The following is a 16080-nucleotide window of genomic DNA, read 5'->3' on the forward strand; positions in this document are numbered from 1 at the left end:
CTCGCCCCCCGTAGCGCGTTCGGCGGACGAAGCCCGGCCGACGGCCGCACCGGCCACGGGACACCGGGCTTCCCGTTCCTGGCCGGGACCCTGTCGGCCGCCGTGCCGATCCCCGGGGGGCGGAGGTCAGCGGGCCTCGGCCGCGCGCACCTGCTCCGGTGTCGGAGCCGTACCGCCCAGGTGGGCAGGCATCCACCAGGTGTCGTTCGCGTCCTTGGGGCGGACCGGGTAGGCGCGCTGGGCGGCCTCCAGCAGCTCCTGGACCCGCTCGCGCACCTGACGGGTGATCGCGCCCGCGTACTTGTCGCGGGAGGCCTCGAGCCCCTCGCCGACCCGCATGGTGATCGGGGTGTGGCTGCGCTTGAAGTTGCGCGGGTGGCCCTTGGTCCACAGCCGCTGCGTCCCCCACACGGCCATCGGCACCAGCGGCACGCCCGCCTCCTGGGCCAGGCGCGCCGCGCCGGACTTGAAGGTCTTCAGCGTGAACGACTCGGAGATGGTGGCCTCGGGGAAGACGCCGACGATCTCGCCGGAGCGCAGCGAGTCCAACGCGTGGGCGTACGCGGCCTCACCCTGCTTGCGGTCCACCGGGATGTGCTTCATGCCGCGCATCAGCGGCCCGGAGACCTTGTGGCGGAAGACGGACTCTTTCGCCATGAAACGAACGAGACGTTTCTGCGGGAGCGCCGCGAGCCCGTTGAAGATGAAGTCGAGATAGCTGATGTGGTTGCTCACCAGCACGGCTCCGCCCGAGCGCGGGATGTTCTCCGACCCCTGGCAGTCGATCTTGAGGTCCCAGACCTTGAACAGTGTCTGGGCGAGGCCGACGACGGGACGGTAGACAAGCTCAGCCATGGGCGAGGCGAACCCTTCCTGATCTCTGCCCGGGAGCGGCTCCCCGGCGGCAAAGTTACGCAGCCGTAGGTTTTACGGCATCCCGCAGATCGTGCCCGAAGAACGGCCGGGTAGCCAGTCCTCGCGCCTGCTTGGCGCGAGATTCTCGTCACTTCCGCCCCGCTTGATCCACCTCGGGCTTTTAGCTGGTCTTTACTCCGCCCGAACCTTCACCCGCCGTACGAGCAGGTACATCTCACAGCCCAGGCAATACCCGAAAGCGGCATTGAGGAACGCCGCCGCGAGCGCCGCCCCGGTGGCCGCCAGCCCCAACCAGTCGGCGCCCAGGGCGAAACCGAGCAGACCCGCACCCGCGAAGGCCAGCCCCACCGCCTGAGCGAAACGCGGTGGCTGCGGCGCCTCGAAAGCGGTGGGCGGCCCGAGCCTCGGGCGAACGGCCACCCGGAACGCCCAGCCGTACGGCGAGCGGCCGACCCCGCCGACCGTGCCGAGCGCGAACACCAGCGTCTGCCAGGCCAGCGGCCACGGGTTCAGGGTGATCAGTGCGACCGCCAGCACGACGGTCGTGACGGCCGCCCCGAACCGCGGTCCTCGCGCATCAATGTCCATGAATCAAGCATTCCGCAACGGACGGGCCGGCGGAGCCGGGAATCTTTGCGGTCTCATGAATGCTTGTGCCGATGATGACCGGATTCATGGTGTGCGTGGCGGTGCTCGCGGTGGCGAGCGCCTACGGAGTGGTGCACCGACGGCGGAGCGGGAGGGTGCGCGTGCGCGGGCGCGACGAAGGACAGCGGCTCGGGGCCGACCGGTTGGGCGGTGAACTGGGCGAGCGGGCCACGCTCCTGCAGTTCTCCAGCGCCTTCTGCGCCCCCTGCCGGGCCACCCGCAGGATCCTCGGCGAGGTGGCGGACCTGGTCCCCGGCGTCACCCACATCGAGATCGACGCCGAGGCACGCCTCGACCTCGTCCGGGAACTCGCCGTCCTCAAGACCCCGACCGTGCTCGTCCTGGACGCCGACGGCCACGTCGTGCGCCGTGCCACCGGACAGCCCCGCAAGGCCGACGTCATCGCGGCCCTGGGCGAGGCGGTGTGAGTCCGTGCCGCCGACGGTGAACCGGCTCCCGGATGCCGGAACGCGCTTGACTGCGCGCACCACCTATCGTCAGCCTGACCGTATGCCTGAGGAACTCCTTCTCCACGGACGGGTGCACGTCGACCTCGTGCGCACCGCGAGCGCGCGCTGTCCGGGCCGTTGAGCGGCCACGCCTTTGCCCGTCGCCCCCGGCAGAAGGACCAGGACCATTCCATGACGGCCACGCCCGGTCTCCATACTCCCCAGCTCGCCTCTCCGGAGCTGCTGCGCTCCGTCTTCCGCCGCCACGCGGCCGGCGTCGCCGTGATCACGCGCCCGGAGAGGGCGGGCCGGTCGGCTTCACCGCCACGTCGCTCACCTCCGTCTCCGCCGAGCCGCCGATGCTGTCCTTCGGCATCGGTACCGGGGCCTCCAGCTGGCCGGCGGTCTCCGCGGCCGGGCATGTCGGCGTGCACATACTCGGCGACCACCAGCGGGAGCTGGCCGCGACCTTCGCGCGCAGCGGCGCGGACCGGTTCGGCGCGCCGACGTCCTGGCGCGAGGGCCCCGAGGGGGTGCCCGTACTGGACGACGTGCTGGCCTGGCTGGTGTGCCGGGTCGTCGCGCGCGTGCCCGCGGGGGACCATCGGATCGTCCTGGCCGAAGTGGTGCTGGGCGATCCCGCGGGAGCGGGCCGGCCGCTGCTCTACCACCAGGGGCGTTTCACCGCTCTGCGGGATTGATCACTGTCCGGCGCTCCTGCGGAGCCCTTGAGTTCCGATTACGCTGCGTTGCGGAGGTCACAGTTCAAAGCGCTTGCTTAGCGGGCAGGAACTGGGTGTACTGATGAGTAATGTTTCGTTCGGGAGCGCAGGCGGCCCCGATCGGAATCGGCCGCTTGTGGCGCCTATGCTGCCTGAAAGAAGGCAGCCAGAACTGACGATGCAGTAGGAGAGCCGGCGTGAGCTTGAGGATCGTTGTCACTGTGAAGTACGTGCCCGACGCCACTGGCGACCGGCACTTCGCCGATGACCTGACCGTCGACCGGGACGACGTGGACGGTCTGCTCTCCGAGCTCGACGAGTACGCGGTCGAGCAGGCGCTGCAGATCTCCGAGAACTCCGACGACGACGTGGAGATCACCGTCCTGACAGTGGGCCCCGAGGACGCCAAGGACGCGCTCCGCAAGGCCCTCTCCATGGGCGCCGACAAGGCGATCCACGTCGAGGACGACGACCTGCACGGCACCGACGCCATCGGCACCTCCCTGGTGCTGGCCAAGGCGATCGAGAAGGCCGGCTACGACCTGGTCATCTCCGGCATGGCGTCCACCGACGGCACCATGGGCGTCGTCCCGGCCCTGGTCGCCGAGCGCCTGGGCGTCCCGCAGGTCACCCTGCTCTCCGAGGTCTCTGTCGAGGACGGCACCGTCAGGGGCCGCCGCGACGGCGACGCCGCCTCGGAGCAGCTCGAGGCCTCCCTGCCGGCCGTCGTGTCGGTGACCGACCAGTCGGGCGAGGCGCGCTACCCGTCCTTCAAGGGCATCATGGCCGCCAAGAAGAAGCCGGTTCAGTCCTGGGACCTGTCCGACCTCGACATCGAGGCGGAGGAGGTCGGCCTGGACGGCGCCTTCACCAAGGTCGAGACCGCGACCGCGCGTCCGGCCCGCACCGCCGGCACGATCGTCAAGAACGAGGGCGAGGGCGGTAAGCAGCTCGCTGAGTTCCTCGCGGGCCAGAAGTTCATCTGAGCCCTCACTCGCTGACCGCCCCTCATTCCGTACGCAGGAGAGCAATCCCATGGCTGAAGTCCTCGTCTACGTCGACCACGTGGACGGTGCCGTCCGCAAGCCCACCCTGGAGCTGCTGACCCTGGCCCGCCGTATCGGTGAGCCCGTCGCCGTGGCCCTCGGCAGCGGCGCCGCCGACACCGCCTCCGTCCTCGCCGAGCACGGCGCGGTCAAGGTCCTCACGCACGACGCGTCCGAGTACGCCGACTACCTCGTGGTGCCGAAGGTGGACGCGCTCCAGGCCGCCGTCGAGGCCGTCTCCCCGGCCGCGGTGCTGGTCCCGTCCTCCGCGGAGGGCAAGGAGATCGCCGCCCGCCTCGCGCTGCGCACCGGCTCCGGCATCATCACCGACGCCATCGACCTCGAGGCCGGCGCGGAGGGCCCGGTGGCCACCCAGTCGGTGTTCGCCGCGTCCTTCACCACCACCTCCCGTGTCGTCAAGGGCACCCCGGTCATCACGGTCAAGCCGAACAGCGCCGCCGTCGAGGCCGCTCCGGCCGCCGGTGCGGTCGAGGCCCTCGCGGTGACCTTCTCCGCCCAGGCGACCGGCACCAAGGTCACCGGCCGCACCCCGCGTGAGTCCAGCGGGCGCCCGGAGCTGACCGAGGCCGCGATCGTCGTCTCCGGCGGCCGTGGCGTCAACGGCGCGGAGAACTTCGCGATCATCGAGGCCCTCGCCGACTCGCTCGGTGCGGCCGTCGGCGCTTCGCGTGCCGCGGTGGACGCCGGCTGGTACCCGCACACCAACCAGGTCGGCCAGACCGGCAAGTCCGTCTCGCCGCAGCTCTACATCGCCAACGGCATCTCCGGCGCCATCCAGCACCGCGCCGGCATGCAGACCTCGAAGACGATCGTGGCCGTCAACAAGGACGCCGAGGCCCCGATCTTCGACCTGGTCGACTACGGCGTCGTCGGCGACCTGTTCGACGTCGTCCCGCAGCTCACCGAGGAGATCAAGGCCCGCAAGGGCTGATCCCCGACCGCCGCTGTACGAGGCCCCCGTGACCGAGCCGGTCACGGGGGCCTCGGTTCGTCCAAGGATCCCCTGTCCAGGGGTCACCTCATGCGGGGACACCTCATGCGGGGACACCTCATGCGGGGTCACCTCGTCCGAGGGTCACCGAGGCGCACACCGGCAGGTGGTCGCTGGGGTACTGGCCGTCCAGCGAGAAGGTGTCCACCCACGTCCGGTGGACCGTGACCCCCGGCGTCGCCAGGATCCAGTCGATGCGGTCCCCACCGGGCTGCGGACCCCGGTACGCGTGGAAGGTCCCGTAGGCCGGGCCGCGCCGCTCCGCCGTGTCCCAGGTGTCGACGAGGCCGCCGCCCAGCAGGGTCTCGTGGATCGTGCTGCGGTGCGCGGCGGCGTTGAAGTCGCCGGTCACCAGCAGGGGCAGGCCGGGATCGAACGCGGCGAGCCGCTCGACGATCATCGCGGTGGCGCGTTCGCGGGCGTACCGGCCGGCGTTGTCGAGGTGGGTGTTGAAGACACAGAACTGCCGCCCGGCCGCCTTCAGATCGCGGAACCGGACCCAGGTGACCATCCGGGGATGGGCCCCGCCCCAGGTGTTGGATCCGCGCACGGCCGGGGTGTCGGAGAGCCAGAAGTGGGCGTGCTCGACCGCGGCGAGCCGCCGGGTGTCGTAGAAGACGGCCATCGACTCGTCGTCGCCCCCGCCGCGCCCGGTGCCGATCCAGTCGTAGTGGGGTCCGAGGTCGGCCTCGATCTCGCGCAGTTGGGGAGGTTCGCCCTCCTGGGTGCCGATGACGTGGGGCGCCGCCGCGCGCAGCAGGGCGGCCATCACCGGACGGCGGGCCGTCCAGCTGTGCGGTTCCCTGGTGCTGGGGAACCGGAGGTTGAAGGTCATGACGTCCAGGTCCGGGACGACGGCAGCCCTCCTGATCGACTTCTCTTCGGCCGTGGCGACCCGGACGGCCGAAGAGGCCGGAAGCGTGCCGATCAGGGGAACGCCGACGGTGGCGGCCAGCGCGGTCCTCAGTCCCGTGCGCCGCGTGAGCCCTCTGCGGTCCGCCAAGTGGCTCCCCTTTCCCCTCGTACGCCAGGGTGATTGTACGAACGAGCGGACGGAAGAGGGCCCCGGGACGGAAGCGAGGGGAGGGCCGGCGCGGTCAGGGCATGGACAGGGTGTTGACCCACGAGAAGCCCCACGGTTAGCTTCGTTCAACGGATTGTTGATTCCGTACAGTGGAAAACAGAAGGGTGCGGGAATGGGCGAGGGCCAGCAGGAGACGGTGTCGACGAGCCTCGCGGGTGCTGTCGGCGAGGAGATCAGCGCCTCCCTCGCCCCGGTCGACGCCGAACTCGAACGCCGCTATCCGGGCGACCCCGGCACCCGCCAGCCCGTCCACACCGTCTACGTCCCCGGTGACGCCTTCGCCGCCGACACCATCCGCTCCTGGGGCGACCGGGCCCTCGCCGCGCTCGACGAACACGCCCCCGACGCGGCGTCGTTCGCCGCCGTCCTCGGCCTGTCCGGTGAACTCGCCGAGCCCGTGTACACGCGCGTGCGCGCCAAGCTGGAGCGCGAGCCGATCGAGGACCTGCGGGTCGACTTCGAGGACGGCTACGGCTCCCGCCCGGACGCCGAGGAGGACGAGGCCGCCGCCCGAGCGGCCCGGCTGATCGCCGAGGCGTACGCCTCGGGCACGGCCGCCCCCTACATGGGCATCCGCATGAAGTGCATGGAGGCCGCCGTCCGCGACCGGGGCATCCGCACCCTGGACATCTTCCTCACCGGCCTGATGGAGGCCGGAGGCCTGCCCGACGGGCTGGTGCTGACCCTGCCGAAGGTGACCTACGCCGAGCAGGTCACCGCGATGGTCCGGCTCCTGGAGGCCTTCGAGAAGGCGCGAGGTCTCACCCCCGGCCGGCTCGGCTTCGAGATCCAGATCGAGACCAGCCAGGCCGTCCTCGCCGCCGACGGAACCGCCACCGTCGCCCGCATGATCCAGGCCGCCGAGGGCCGCGCCACCGGCCTGCACTACGGCACCTTCGACTACAGCGCCTGCCTCGGCGTCTCCGCCGCCCACCAGGCCGCCGACCACCCGGCCGCCGACCACGCCAAGGCCGTCATGCAGGTCGCCGCCGCCGGCACCGGCGTACGGGTCTCCGACGGCTCCACGAACGTCCTGCCGGTCGGCCCCACCGGCCAGGTCCACGACGCGTGGCGCCTGCACTACAGGCTCACCCGCCGCGCCCTCGCCCGCGCCTACTACCAGGGCTGGGACATGCACCCCGGCCACATCCCGACCCGTTACGCGGCCGTCTTCGCCTTCTACCGAGAGGGCTTCGCGCAGGCCGCCGAGCGCCTCTCCCGGTACGCCAACCGGGCCGGCGGAGACGTGATGGACGAGCCGGCGACCGCCAAGGCCCTCAGCGGCTACCTGCTGCGCGGCCTGGACTGCGGCGCCCTCGACGCGGCCGAGGTGACCGACGCGACCGGGCTCACGCGGGACGCCCTGGAGGGCTTCGCGGCACCGCGCCGGGGCGATCTGACGGCCGCCGGACGGTGACCACCGGAAAGCGGGAGGGCCGCCGGAGCGTGGGTCACTCCGGCCGGCCGTCGGCGTTCAGCCCCGGCTACTGCTCGGGAAAGGTGTACGGGGTGGTGATGATCTCCATCCCGTGCCCCGCGGGATCCATGAAGTACAGACCCCGCCCGCCGTGGTGGTGGTTGATCTCACCCGGCCGCTTTCCGTGCGGATCGGCGAAGTACGTGATCCCGGCTTCCCTGATCCGCTCGAAGGCGGCGTCGAACTCCTCGTCGGAGACGAGGAAGGCGTAGTGCTGCATGGTGATGGACTCCGCCGGGATGGTGACGAAGTCCAGGGTGACGCCGTTGCTCGTGTCGACCGGGACGAACGGGCCCCACTCGGAACCGACTTCGAGCCCCAGGACGTGGGCGAGGAACTCGGCGGACTCCCGGTTGTCGCGGGAGTGGACGATCGTGTGGTTCAGCTCGACAGACATGTGTGGAATGCCTCCGTAAGGCAAACTCACGGGCACCTCCATGCCTCACCCAGCCGGTGACCGACACGCGATGCCGTGTGATGATCCTAACGGACGCGGAGGTGTTCCAGCCCGGAACGGGTCACCATCTTCTCCTTCGCGAACAGCTGTGTACCGCGCTCGCAGAGCCGCGCGTCGGCCCTGGCGCGGACACAGAACTCCTCCGGCGTCACGCCGAACATCCGCCGCAACTCGGTTGACGCCAGCAGGAGTTCGGTGATCAGGGGACGCTGTCCCGGATGGTTGCGCGGCACTCCGGCGCCGTTGTGCAGGACCCCGTGACGGTTGACGTACGCGAACACCCCGGACAACGTCCCGCCGTCGTCCGGTTCGACGCGCACCGACGGTTCGGGCAGCCGGACCCGGTCGAAGTTCGGCTCGGTCGCGTCGACGACGGCGAGCTGTTCGGCGTCCAGCCAGATGACGAACAACTCCCGGGTCACACCGGGCGCGTGGACGGGGGAGGCGGACACGTACCCCAGGATGCTCACATGGGCCGACACACCCACGTCGATGCCCGTGACCCGGGTCCGGACCATCGGGATCGGCGAGGTGAGGGCGAACCCGGCCATCTTGTGCCGCAGTTGAGCGGGGCACGCATTGGAGCCGACGGCCAGCACGGGCGTCCGGTCCGGGAACGTCAGGCGGTCCAGCGGCAACAGCCGGTCCCCGTCGAGCAGTCCGGACTCCGCCGGCCAGACTCCGGGATACATCAGCGGATGGTCGCGCGGGGCGTCGGACAGGCCCAGCGCCTCCAGGGTGCGGTCCTCCTCGTGTCCCTCCACGCCGGGCTCAGTCCGCCGGGGGCAGCTCGCCCGAGCCGCGGGTGACGAGCCGGGTGGGCACTTCGATGCGCTCGGGCGCGATCAGGGTGCCGTCCAGCTGCCGGAAGAGACGGTCCGCGGCGGTACGGCCGATGGCGGCGGCGTCCTGTGCGACCACCGTGACGCCCGGCTGGAGCAGGTCGGCCAGCTCCAGGTCGTCGAAGGCCACGAGGGCGGTACGGCGGCTCTGCTCGGCGAGCACCCGGATCACGGTGACCGTCACCCGGTTGTTGCCCGAGAACACGGCGGTGACCGGCGCCGGCCCGGTCAGCATCTCCTCGGCCGCCCGGCGGACCCGCCCGGGATCGGTGGCGCCCAGGGACATCCAGGCGTCCTCGACGGCTATCCCGGCGTCCTCCATCGCCGCGCGGTAGCCGCGCAGCCGCTCGGCCGCGGTGTGGATGCGGGGCATGTCCCCGATGAAGCCGATCCTGCGATGCCCGTGCGCGACGAGGTGGGCGACGCCCTCCCGGGCCCCGCCGAAGTTGTCCGACAGCACGCAGTCGGCGTCGATCCGCCCCGCGGGCCGGTCCACGAACACCGTCGCGACGCCCGCCTTGATCTCCGGCTCCAGATAGCGGTGGTCGTCACCGGCCGGGATGACCACGAGGCCGTCCACCCTGCGCGCGCACAACGCCAGCGCCAACTCCTGTTCCCGGTCGGGGTCCTCGGCGCTGGAGCCGTTGATGAGCAGCGCGCCGTGCGCCCGCGCCACCTCCTCGACGGCCCGGCTGAGGGGGCCGTAGAACGGGTCGGCGAGGTCCTCGAGGACCAGGCCGACGGTGGCGGTGCGGCCCTTGCGCAGGACACGCGCGCTGTCGTTGCGGCGGAAGCCGAGCGCGTCGATGGCCTCCTGGACGCGCCGCTCGGTCTCCGGTGTGACGCCCGGCTCGCCGTTCACCACGCGCGAGACGGTCTTGAGTCCGACCCCCGCGCGCGCCGCCACGTCCTTCATGGTGGGACGATTGCCGTAGCGGTTTCCGGAGATGCCGACAGCGCGGCGGGGCGTCTCGGGCACGGTGCGGGTCCTGTCCTGTTGTCCATGGAGACGCCCGCGGTGCGTGCGCCCCTGGAGATGGGTGAGGATGTGCCGACGAGCATAGGGCCTGGACAACGTTGTCAGATGCGGGAGAGACTGTCCACCGCAATCCCGGCCCACGTCCCCACCGCTGGACCGGCCAGCCCTTTTTTCGATGGTTGACGGGGAGAACCGAGACTGATGCACACCGACCTCGTGGCCGCGCTGGACATCGGCGGCACCAAGATCGCCGGCGCGCTGGTGGACGGCGACGGCGCGATCCTGGTCCGCGCCCAGCGGCCCACGCCCGCCCAGCAGGACGGCGACACCGTGATGCGGGCCGTCGAGGAGGTGCTCGGGGACCTGACGGCCTCGCCGCTGTGGGTGCGCGCCCGCGCCCTCGGCATCGGCAGCGCCGGCCCGGTGGACGCCTCCGCCGGCACGGTGAGCCCGGTCAACGTGCCCGGCTGGCGGGACTACCCGCTGGTCGAGCGGGTGCGGGCGGCCACCGGGAACCTCCCCGTCGAGCTGATCGGCGACGGCGTGGCGATCACCGCCGCCGAGCACTGGCAGGGTGCCGCCCGCGGCCATGACAACGCCCTGTGCATGGTGGTGTCCACCGGCGTCGGCGGTGGTCTGGTCCTGGGCGGCCGACTGCACCCCGGCCCTTCCGGCAACGCCGGGCACATCGGTCACATCAGTGTCGATCTCGACGGCGACCCGTGTCCGTGCGGGGCGCGCGGCTGCGTGGAGCGCATCGCCAGCGGGCCGAACATCGCCCGGCGCGCCCTGGAGAACGGGTGGCTGCCCGGCCCGGACGGTGACACCTCCGCCGCCGCCGTGGCCGCCGCGGCCCGTGCGGGGCACCCCGTCGCCGTGTCCTCCTTCGAGCGCGCCGCGCAGGCCCTGGCCGCCGGCATCGCCGCCACCGCGACCCTCGTCGAGATCGACATCGCGGTGATCGGCGGCGGAGTCGGCAAGGCGGGCGGCGTCCTGTTCACCCCCCTGCGGCGGTCCCTCGCCGACTACGCCACCCTGTCCTTCGTGCGGAGACTGACCGTGGTGCCCGCGCAGATGGGCACCGACGCAGGCCTGGTGGGTGCGGCCGCCGCGGCGCTGGCCAGCGGGCCGGAGATGACGGCCGCGGGGGTCTGAGCGGAGCCCTGGACAGCCGGTCCGGAGGAACGTTCCCTCACCGGGACGACGCACCCGCTCCGGAGCAGGTCGCGGTCGGCGCGTGACCTCACGCGGCCCGTGCAGTTGATCCGGGCATGAAGAAGCGCAGCATGCTCGCCATCGCCTCCCTCGCCACCGGTTTCGTCGTCGCGGCGATCACCCCCTCGCACGGCCTCGGCGGTGAGGGCCTCGACGGACTGAACGTGGGGGACACCCTCAGCACCCTCGACGACACCATCGCCAGGGACAGTCTGGCAGTCGACGAGGACGCCCTGGGCCAGACCGACTGACGGATTCCGCACCAGGCCGTGGCGCCGGTCCCCACCGCCCGGGGGCCGGCGCACGGCGTTCACGCGCCCTCAACGGGACGCGAATTCCGTGGCAGGGTGGAGCGGGCAAGCCACAGGGGGCCGACAGCAGAGGGGGAAACGTGACCGTCGTCTGGATCAACGGCGCGTTCGGTGCGGGAAAGACGACCACCGCACGGGAACTGATCGACCTGATCCCGAACAGCACGCTCTTCGACCCCGAGGTCGTGGGGGCGGCGCTCCCGCAGTTGCTGCCGCCCAAACGACTCGCCGAGGTCGGCGACTTCCAGGACCTGCCGATCTGGCGCCGCCTCGTGATCGACACCGCGGCCGCGCTCCTCGGCGAACTGGGGGGCACTCTCGTCGTCCCCATGACCCTGCTGCGCCAGGAGTACCGCGACGAGATCTTCGGTGGCCTCGCGGCCCGCCGGATCGCCGTCCGACATGTGCTGCTGGCCCCGGGGGAAACGATCCTGCGCCAGCGAATAGCCGGGCGGGAACTCCCGCCCGACCTACCCGACGCGGAGATACGGGTACGGCAGTGGTCGTACGACCACATCGAGCCGTACCGCGCCGCGCTCGCCGGCTGGCTCACCGCCGACGCCCACCCGGTCGACTCCAGCCACCTCACGCCGTACCAGACCGCCGCCCGTATCGCGGAGGCCGTCGGCAGCGGGTCGGTGGCCGCCTGCGAGATCGTGCAGACCCCCGAGCCGACCGCCGAGACGCTGGCCGCCGGAGTGCTGCTCTTCGACGAGCGGGACCGGGTGCTGCTCGTCGACCCGACCTACAAGCCCGGCTGGGAGTTCCCCGGCGGTGTCGTGGAGCCGGGCGAGGCGCCCGCGCGCGCGGGCATGCGCGAGGTCGAGGAGGAGACCGGCGTCCGGCTGGACGACGTACCCCGGCTGCTCGTCGTCGACTGGGAGCGGCCGACGCCTCCCGGCTACGGCGGGCTGCGCCTGCTCTTCGACGGCGGCCGGCTCGACTCCGCTGCGGCCGAGCGGCTGCTGCTGCCCGGCCCCGAACTGCGCGGCTGGCGCTTCGTCACCGAGGAGGAGGCCGCCGACCTGCTGCCCCCGGTCCGCTACGAGCGGCTGCGCTGGGGCGCTGCGGGCGCGGGAGCGGGGCGCCGCGCTCTACCTGGAGGCGGGGGTCCCCCTCGGGTGACCCGCACGCGGCCACGGCGCGGCGCAGTGCTTGCGCCGGGTAGGGGGTGGAGCGGCTCTCCTCCCGCAGCCGGCGTTCGAAACCGGTCATCCGGCCGGCCCTCCACGTCGACGCGCAACACCTGTCCGCCGACCCGGCTGCCGAGGGGCACGCCGGTCGCCACGAGATCCGCCGCCTCGCGGTCGCTCGGCGGGACGAGGGCTGTGGCGAGGGCGCGATGGGCGGTGAGGCGCGGGGACAGGGGCGTGATCCCCAGCCTCACGGCGTGGGGCGATGGCTGTCAGCCGCTTCGCGCAGGGCGGCCGACGCCCGTTCGGTCACCGGGTCGCCGTGGCCGAAGCAGGCCACGTCCGTGTCGAGCGCGGCGAGCCGGTGGAGCGCGGCGACGGTCAGGGTCCGGTCCAGGTTGAACACGCCCGGCATCACCGAACCGTCGACGGGCGAGGCGGCGACCGTGTCCCCCGTGAACAGCACGCCGTGGTGCGGCAGATGGAGGGCGATGCTGCCGTCGGTGTGACCGGGCACATGGACCACGCGCGCTCCCGCGCCGAAGGAGAGGACATCACCGTCGGCCAACTCCGTGATCGCCGGGGGCGGTTCGACATCGCGCACGGGCAGGCGGCGCAGCGCGGCGGCGTGCAGCGGACGTTCCCACTCCTCCAGCACCGGTTCCGGGGAAGGGACGTCGCGGCGCAGTACCGCCGCGTCCGCGGTGTGCGCCAGCACCTCCGCGCCGGTGAGGGCCGCCAGTTCGGCCGCTCCGCCCGCGTGGTCCTCGTGGAAGTGGGTGAGCACCACCCGCCGTACGGCCGCCCGATCGTGCCCCAGGGCGGCCACCGCGTCGGCGATCGCACGGCCGGAGCCGGGCGGTCCGGCGTCCACGAGCGTCAACTCGCCGGCGTCGCGCCAGAGGTAGGCCTGGCCGACCGGGAAGCGCAGCAGGTGCAGCCGGGGGAGGAGCGCGATGACGTCCATGGGACGACCGTAGAGAGGGCCCCGCCCACCGGGCGAGGCCCTCTGCCGAGAGCAGAGCGCGCGGCTCAGCTCGTCGCGTACGTGCGCAGGAACAGCGCCTCCGCCACCGACAGGCGCTCCAGCTCCTCGGGGGACACGCTCTCGTTGACCGCGTGGATCTGGGCCTCCGGCTCGCTCAGACCGATGAGGAGGATCTCCGCGCGCGGGTAGAGCGCCGCGAGGGTGTTGCACAACGGGATGGAGCCGCCCTGGCCGGCGTACTGCATCTCCTGGCCGGGATAGGCCACCGCCATCGCCTCGGCCATCGCCGCGTACGCCGGACTCGTGGTGTCGGCGCTGAACGGCTGGCCCTGACCGATCTGCTCGGTCCGCACCCGCGCGCCCCACGGCGTGTGCGCCTCCAGGTGGGCTTCGAGCAGCTTCGTCGCCTCGGCCGCGTCCACGCCCGGCGGCACTCGCAGACTGATCAGCGCCCGGGCGCTCGACTGCACCGACGGGGTGGCGCCGACGACCGGCGGGCAGTCGATGCCGAGGACGGTGACCGCGGGGCGGGCCCAGATACGGTCGGCGACCGTGCCCGAACCGATCAGTTCGACGCCGTCGAGGACCTTGGCGTCCTTGCGGAACTGCTCCTCGTCGTACTGGAGTCCCTGCCACGCCGGGGCGTCGGTCAGGCCGTCCACCGTCGTCGAGCCGTCCTCCGCGCGCAGCGAGTCCAGTACGCGGATCAGCGCGCCCAGCGCGTCGGGGGCGGCGCCGCCGAACTGGCCGGAGTGCAGATTGCCCGCGAGGGTGTCGATCCGCACCCGCATCATGGTCATGCCGCGCAGCGTGGAGGTGACGGTGGGCAGACCGACCCGGAAGTTGCCCGCGTCGCCGATCACGATGGTGTCGGCGGCGAGCAGCTCCGGGTGCTCCTCGGCGTACCGCTCGAGGCCGCCCGTGCCCTGCTCCTCCGAGCCCTCGACGATCACCTTCACATGGACCGGCACCCCGCCGTTCGCCCTGAGGGCGCGCAGGGCCAGCAGGTGCATGATGAAGCCGCCCTTGCAGTCGGCGGTGCCCCGGCCGAACCAGCGGCCGTCGCGCTCGGTCAGCTCGAAGGGCGGGGTGGCCCAGCCGGCCTCGTCCAGCGGCGGCTGCACGTCGTAGTGCGCGTACAGCAGAACCGTTTTCGCGCCCTCCGGCCCCGGCAGGAACCCGTACACCGACTGCGTGCCGTCCGGGGTGTCGAGGAGGGACACGTCCTGGAAGCCCTCCGCGCGCAGGGCGGCGGCTATCCAGTTCGCCGCGGCCTCGCTCTCGGCGCGCGGGAACTGGTCGAAGTCCGCCACCGACCTGAACGCCACCAGTTCGGTGAGCTCCGCCTTCGCCCGGGGCATCAGCGAGGCGACGGTCTCGGCGACCGGATTCGACGACATGGGCACGCTCCTTGTGGGTGCGACGTTGTCCTGACGGGTGTTGCCGATCCTCCCACAGCCGACCGCGGCGATCTCGGTCGTAGGATGCGGGGGACAGGTGCGGCAGGCGGCTTGATCGGGAGCAGTAGACCATCGTGAGCAGCGAGAACTCTTCGGCGGACGACGTGCAGCAGGTGTGGGACGTCGTCGTGGTGGGCGCGGGACCCGCGGGGGCTTCGGCCGCCTATGCGGCGGCGGTCGCGGGGCGGCGCGTCCTGTTGCTGGAGAAGGCGGAGCTGCCCCGCTACAAAACATGCGGCGGCGGCATCATCGGTCTCTCCCGTGACGCGCTTCCACCGGGTTTCGAGCTGCCCCTCCAGGACCGGGTGCACGCGGTGACGTTCTCGAACAACGGACGCTTCACCCGCACCCGCCGCTCCCGGCAGATGCTGTTCGGACTGATCAACCGGCCCGAGTTCGACCAGCAGCTCGTCGAGCACGCCCAGAAGGCCGGCGCCGAACTGCGCACCGGCGCCACCGTCACACGGGTCGAGCAGCACGGCTCGGCCGTGCCCGACCGGCGGACGGTCGCGGTCGTCCTCCAGGGCGGCGAAGCGGTGTTGGCACGGGCGGTCATCGGCGCCGACGGCAGCGCGAGCCGCATAGGGGCACACGTCGGCGTGAAGCTCGACCAGGTGGATCTCGGCCTGGAGGCGGAGATCCCGGTGCCCGAGACGGTCGCCGAGGACTGGAAGGGCCGGGTCCTCATCGACTGGGGCCCGATGCCCGGCAGCTACGGCTGGGTGTTCCCCAAGGGGGACACGCTGACGGTCGGGGTGATCTCCGCGCGCGGCGAGGGCGCCGCCACCAAGCGGTATCTGGAGGACTTCATCGGCCGGCTCGGCCTCGCCGGCTTCGAACCGAGCATCTCCTCCGGCCACTTGACCCGCTGCCGCGCCGACGACTCGCCGCTCTCGCGCGGGCGGGTGCTGGTGTGCGGGGACGCGGCCGGGCTGCTCGAACCGTGGACCCGCGAGGGGATCTCCTTCGCGCTGCGCTCGGGCCGGCTCGCCGGCGAGTGGGCGGTCCGCATCGCGGAGGCGCACGACGCGGTGGACGCCCGCCGCCAGGCCCTGAACTACGCCTTCGCGATCAAGGCGGGCCTCGGCGTGGAGATGAGCGTGGGAAAGCGGATGCTGGCCCTCTTCGAGCGGCGTCCGGGCCTGTTCCACGCGGCTCTCACCGGCGTGCGCCCCGCCTGGCGGGCGTTCACGGACATCACCCGTGGCCGGACGACCCTCGGTGAACTCGTGCGCTCGCACCCGCTCGCCCAGCGTGCCCTCGACGCGGTGGACCGGCGGCAGGCGACCGCAGCCGCGCGGACGGACACGGGCGGGGTCGAGCAGGCCGGTTCCTGAGAGGCCGTCCGGCCCCCGTGACGTACGACAGGGGCTGGTTCCCG

At 72.2% G+C, this 16080-nt stretch carries 15 protein-coding genes and 2 pseudogenes; 9 read left to right on the forward strand and 8 right to left on the reverse strand.

Annotated elements, in window-relative coordinates:
- Positions 1-126: 126 nt before the first annotated feature.
- Positions 127-855, reverse strand: a complete 729-nt coding sequence (locus BM536_RS05840; RefSeq protein WP_073491294.1) for a lysophospholipid acyltransferase family protein — start codon at positions 853-855, stop codon at positions 127-129.
- Between the two features lie 192 nt (positions 856-1047).
- Positions 1048-1464 carry a DUF4395 domain-containing protein gene (locus BM536_RS05845; RefSeq protein WP_073491293.1) on the reverse strand — a complete coding sequence of 139 codons (417 nt, stop codon included), beginning with the start codon at positions 1462-1464 and terminating at the stop codon, positions 1048-1050.
- A 74-nt stretch (positions 1465-1538) separates the two neighbouring features.
- Here BM536_RS05845 and BM536_RS05850 point away from each other — a divergent pair, with 74 nt between their 5' ends.
- From BM536_RS05850 to BM536_RS05865, 4 genes and pseudogenes are all read left to right on the forward strand, one after another.
- Positions 1539-1952 (forward strand): TlpA family protein disulfide reductase, encoded by a 414-nt coding sequence (locus BM536_RS05850; protein WP_073491317.1) that lies wholly within the window; start codon positions 1539-1541, stop codon positions 1950-1952.
- Between the two features lie 213 nt (positions 1953-2165).
- A pseudogene (locus BM536_RS05855) lies at positions 2166-2674 on the forward strand (flavin reductase family protein).
- A gap of 218 nt (positions 2675-2892) precedes the next feature.
- A complete protein-coding gene (locus BM536_RS05860) occupies positions 2893-3681 on the forward strand; it encodes an electron transfer flavoprotein subunit beta/FixA family protein (RefSeq protein ID WP_073491292.1) in 789 nt (262 codons plus the stop codon).
- A gap of 49 nt (positions 3682-3730) precedes the next feature.
- Entirely contained in the window at positions 3731-4693 is a 963-nt protein-coding gene (locus BM536_RS05865; RefSeq protein WP_094102623.1) for an electron transfer flavoprotein subunit alpha/FixB family protein, read from the forward strand.
- Positions 4694-4811: 118 nt separating this feature from the next.
- Here BM536_RS05865 and BM536_RS05870 read toward each other — a convergent pair whose 3' ends face one another.
- Positions 4812-5756 (reverse strand): endonuclease/exonuclease/phosphatase family protein, encoded by a 945-nt coding sequence (locus BM536_RS05870; protein ID WP_073491291.1) that lies wholly within the window; start codon positions 5754-5756, stop codon positions 4812-4814.
- Positions 5757-5949: 193 nt separating this feature from the next.
- On the opposite strand from BM536_RS05870, the gene BM536_RS05875 reads away from it, so the two are divergent.
- A complete protein-coding gene (locus BM536_RS05875; protein WP_073491290.1) occupies positions 5950-7254 on the forward strand; it encodes a DUF6986 family protein in 1305 nt (434 codons plus the stop codon).
- Between the two features lie 67 nt (positions 7255-7321).
- On the opposite strand, the gene BM536_RS05880 is transcribed toward BM536_RS05875, so the two are convergent.
- The 3 genes from BM536_RS05880 to BM536_RS05890 form a co-directional block, all read right to left on the reverse strand.
- Positions 7322-7711, reverse strand: a complete 390-nt coding sequence (locus BM536_RS05880; RefSeq protein ID WP_073491289.1) for a VOC family protein — start codon at positions 7709-7711, stop codon at positions 7322-7324.
- An 86-nt stretch (positions 7712-7797) separates the two neighbouring features.
- On the reverse strand, positions 7798-8463 hold the full coding sequence (locus tag BM536_RS05885; RefSeq protein WP_425444611.1) for a hypothetical protein: 666 nt from the start codon (positions 8461-8463) through the stop codon (positions 7798-7800).
- A 79-nt stretch (positions 8464-8542) separates the two neighbouring features.
- A complete protein-coding gene (locus tag BM536_RS05890) occupies positions 8543-9592 on the reverse strand; it encodes a LacI family DNA-binding transcriptional regulator (protein ID WP_094102624.1) in 1050 nt (349 codons plus the stop codon).
- A gap of 201 nt (positions 9593-9793) precedes the next feature.
- Here BM536_RS05890 and BM536_RS05895 point away from each other — a divergent pair, with 201 nt between their 5' ends.
- From BM536_RS05895 to BM536_RS05905, 3 genes and pseudogenes are all read left to right on the forward strand, one after another.
- Positions 9794-10747 carry an ROK family protein gene (locus BM536_RS05895; protein WP_094102625.1) on the forward strand — a complete coding sequence of 318 codons (954 nt, stop codon included), beginning with the start codon at positions 9794-9796 and terminating at the stop codon, positions 10745-10747.
- 116 nt (positions 10748-10863) lie between these two features.
- Positions 10864-11058, forward strand: a complete 195-nt coding sequence (locus BM536_RS05900; RefSeq protein WP_073491287.1) for a hypothetical protein — start codon at positions 10864-10866, stop codon at positions 11056-11058.
- Positions 11059-11198: 140 nt separating this feature from the next.
- A pseudogene (locus tag BM536_RS05905) lies at positions 11199-12243 on the forward strand (NUDIX hydrolase).
- 258 nt (positions 12244-12501) lie between these two features.
- Here BM536_RS05905 and BM536_RS05910 read toward each other — a convergent pair.
- Together BM536_RS05910 and BM536_RS05915 are read right to left on the reverse strand one after the other, a co-directional pair.
- Positions 12502-13218, reverse strand: coding sequence for an MBL fold metallo-hydrolase (locus BM536_RS05910; RefSeq protein WP_094102626.1), 717 nt, complete (start codon positions 13216-13218; stop codon positions 12502-12504).
- Positions 13219-13283: 65 nt separating this feature from the next.
- Entirely contained in the window at positions 13284-14639 is a 1356-nt protein-coding gene (locus BM536_RS05915) for a dipeptidase (RefSeq protein ID WP_073491285.1), read from the reverse strand.
- Between the two features lie 134 nt (positions 14640-14773).
- On the opposite strand from BM536_RS05915, the gene BM536_RS05920 reads away from it, so the two are divergent.
- A complete protein-coding gene (locus BM536_RS05920) occupies positions 14774-16036 on the forward strand; it encodes a geranylgeranyl reductase family protein (protein ID WP_094102627.1) in 1263 nt (420 codons plus the stop codon).
- Positions 16037-16080: the final 44 nt, after the last annotated feature.

Source organism: Streptomyces phaeoluteigriseus (genome assembly GCF_001896135.2).
In the GTDB taxonomy this organism is placed as follows: Bacteria; Actinomycetota; Actinomycetes; order Streptomycetales; family Streptomycetaceae; genus Streptomyces; species Streptomyces phaeoluteigriseus.